The organism is Pseudoalteromonas sp. ESRF-bin5 (assembly GCF_002632075.1).
In the GTDB taxonomy this organism is placed as follows: Bacteria; Pseudomonadota; Gammaproteobacteria; order Enterobacterales; family Alteromonadaceae; genus Pseudoalteromonas; species Pseudoalteromonas marina.
The window spans coordinates 1-3047 of sequence record NZ_NTLW01000040.1 but is presented as its reverse complement, the minus strand read 5'-3'; the positions used below and the strand labels follow the sequence as shown (position 1 = coordinate 3047).

At 35.0% G+C, this 3047-nt stretch carries 5 protein-coding genes; all 5 read left to right on the top strand.

Going from position 1 to position 3047, the window contains the following annotated elements; translation table 11 throughout:
- Window positions 1-337: 337 nt before the first annotated feature.
- Window positions 338-889, top strand: a complete 552-nt coding sequence (locus BCG07_RS01045; RefSeq protein ID WP_286888139.1) for a hypothetical protein — start codon at window positions 338-340, stop codon at window positions 887-889.
- A 250-nt stretch (window positions 890-1139) separates the two neighbouring features.
- Entirely contained in the window at window positions 1140-1559 is a 420-nt protein-coding gene (locus BCG07_RS01040) for a hypothetical protein (protein WP_286888137.1), read from the top strand.
- A 132-nt stretch (window positions 1560-1691) separates the two neighbouring features.
- A complete protein-coding gene (locus BCG07_RS01035; protein ID WP_286888135.1) occupies window positions 1692-1916 on the top strand; it encodes a hypothetical protein in 225 nt (74 codons plus the stop codon).
- Window positions 1917-2008: 92 nt separating this feature from the next.
- Complete coding sequence (locus BCG07_RS01030) at window positions 2009-2362, top strand: DUF4844 domain-containing protein (RefSeq protein ID WP_286888133.1); 354 nt, start codon at window positions 2009-2011, stop codon at window positions 2360-2362.
- A 278-nt stretch (window positions 2363-2640) separates the two neighbouring features.
- On the top strand, window positions 2641-3036 hold the full coding sequence (locus tag BCG07_RS01025; protein ID WP_286888131.1) for a zinc ribbon domain-containing protein: 396 nt from the start codon (window positions 2641-2643) through the stop codon (window positions 3034-3036).
- Window positions 3037-3047: the final 11 nt, after the last annotated feature.

The following is a 3047-nucleotide window of genomic DNA, read 5'->3' as shown; positions in this document are numbered from 1 at the left end:
CGGTTAAAGTTAAGGACGGAATGTGCTTAAATCTCGTTTCTCGCAGGTCTTATAGATAGTCTTGGTCGGCAATCCCTGAGTATGCGTTTTGAAATCGAGGTGCTCTGTTGGCTCGAACGTCTTGTTAAAAACATTGGATGTTCGTCATTCAATATTCGTAACCAACAGAAGCATATTCCACTTAATATAATAGTCAGTTACTTTTAAATTAAGTGGCTTGGTCGAACTATAAGGCATTAAAGTCGGATTCGTAACAGTTTGCTCGGTTCCACTTCGTTTCACATTTTAGCAAACTATTACTCACCGCTTAATGCGGCGTTATATTAGCAAAGGACTCATGCGTAATTTTATAATCATATTTTTCATTGTTATATTGGGAGGTTGCTCAATATACCCAGGTAGCTATTTTCATCCTGAATCATCAATTGGTGACGTATTATCTACTGGTAGTTGCGGAGATAATACACCTTCAAAATTAATGATTAATTCAGAACAGGTTGAATTAACAACCCAAGCAAGAACGGTTCAAAATAACGGTGATAAAACTTGGATTTGGTTTGAAGCGAAAAGTAAAATACCATTCGTTATCTCTGCATCACCTAAAGATATTATTTTCATTTCAAATGGTAAAATAATAGAACCTCATGAAATTTATTACTCTTATAAAAAGCAAGACTCTATTTGGTTAAGCCATGATTATAAAACTCTAAAAGACTTACCTAAATCTTCAGGGGTTACTAATAATTTGTTAATAGTATTTCGTTTAAAACATTATGAAAATATTCAATTTCAAATAAATAAATTAATTGTTTCAGGCCAACCAGTAAAGAATTTTAATATTGAGTTTAAAAACACAAAAAAAATACGTGTTTCGGCATTAAATTGCTAATATAACAAGCTGTTAAAGCGGGCTCAGGTGTTTCTGATTTAATTGGTATAAAACCATATACACAAAACGTATAAGTACACCTAGCAAGCTGTTTAACAAGGACAAAATACAGTTGGCTTTTGCTCCTTCGTCGCTTAATTTTAGCCAACTATATTTTACCCATTAACAGGGCGTTAGAGGCATTATGCGATTAGTTTCAATTCTTCTATTATCAATAATGCTGTTCGGGTGCGGAACAGAAGGTGTCGATATGGAAATTGATGGTGTTGATAACTGGTTTAGAAAAAATGAAACTGAAATTACTTCAATTGTCGAACTTTTCAAAAATGATAAATGTTTGAGGCGAGTAGAATTAGGTTCAATGAAGTATATCAGGCAAAATTGTGAAGCTAGTCCTTCTCAAGAAGTTAAGATTCAAAATATACAAAGCAAACTTTCAAAACTAGGTGTCGTTCTTGCTACAAGCCACTTCTTCGAAGATGGTAATTTTGTAAGTAGTATATTGATAAATCGCAGTGGAATAGCTGTTTCAGGTGGTGGATTAAGAATTAATTATTGGGAAAATTTTCCTTCACATAGAAAAGACGATATTGAGTGTGAAGCGATTATCCACCTTAGCAAAGAGCAATGGTATGCGGAAATTTTAAGCTCGGAAGCTCCGTGCCTCTAACAAGAGACTCAAGGCTCGTAAACTCGCATCAGACAATTAACAAAGGGTTATTGTCGCTGCGCTCAATAAGTTTAACCCATTGCTAATTTGCTGCTTAGGCGAGCGTTATGAGTATCGGAGGAAAGGTTAAAAATGTTTGTTAACTCTCCATTTTGGGACGCCGTGATTCGTAACTCTGTATTCATTCAGTTCGCAATTATGTTTATTGGGTTAATTAAAGTTTGGGGAGATGGTGGATTAGGCAACATTACTATGGGTAATTTTTTATATGCAATGGCAATCACAATTCCTCTATCCCTTATTACTGGGCTACTGATAGTTATGTATGAATCACATAAAGGTAAAAACGATGTATAACAAACCAATCAAGCGAATGCGAGAAGTTATTGCGGATTTATTTGCACTGCAAGCGCACCGCTTATTGGGGTGTTATGTGCCAAGAGGATAATATGGAATACAGTCCTTTATTAGAAGTTCAGGATCAGACCTTGGTCATAACTCAATCCACATTGTCCGAGTTAAAAAGCTTTAAGGGTAGTGATTTGTTTGCTGAACTGCCAGGAAGTGTTCCAAACGAAAAACAGCTATTAACTAAAACACTAGAATCAATTTTAGACACTCTTATTAATGGTCTTCTGCAGAACCCATCAAAATTTTGGGTCATGGAAACGTTTTTGCCAGAATTAGAAATCATGGAAATGCAAGACACTGAGGCGAAAGAACACTTTGGGGACCATTTAGAGATAATTATGGATATCCTAAATATAGAAAGCTCAGATGGCTTATTGAGCTACTACTTGTAAGGATGTATCGGGTGGCACATAACAAAAAATTTAAGTCACTCACTTCGTTCGCTAGGACGCAAACATGCCCATAATGCTACTCATGCCTTCGCCCCTTATTTAAAAATTGAGGCTTCAGACTTACTCATTTTAAAAAAAAGCCTGTTTTATGGGTTCCAAATAGCATTACCTAATGCTTTAAAAACATTTAGAGTTAATTACAGGAACCCTTTTTAATTGAATTTGGCTGTTGGAGCTACTCTACAGTCTTGTTATAAGCCCTAAATAGAATCGAGTTTATGTCTCTGTTAGTTTGTAAAAAATGTAATTCAACAATTGCCCCAAAGGTTAAAACACCCAACGCTAGGGAACGAAATTATGTTTGTCCTGTTTGTGGTACTTCAATTAATACATTTAAGATTATTAATTATGTAATTGGCCTTACTGTTTTGTTCACGCTTTGGGTTATTTCATTTTTCTCTCATCATATAATTGAGGGGAATTTTAAGTTGAATCAAGAGAATCAATTATCATTAATAGCCGTTATTGTACTAGTAACCTTTATTGGCTACGTTACTTACAGGCGCTTCAAGGAAGCTGAAAAATCTAAAAAGTGGGTGCTATTTGGTAGTATTGCAGGGTTATTACTTTTAAATGAAATTCATACAGCAGCTTTAAGAGTTTGGGGCCTGTAAGGAGTTTAAAA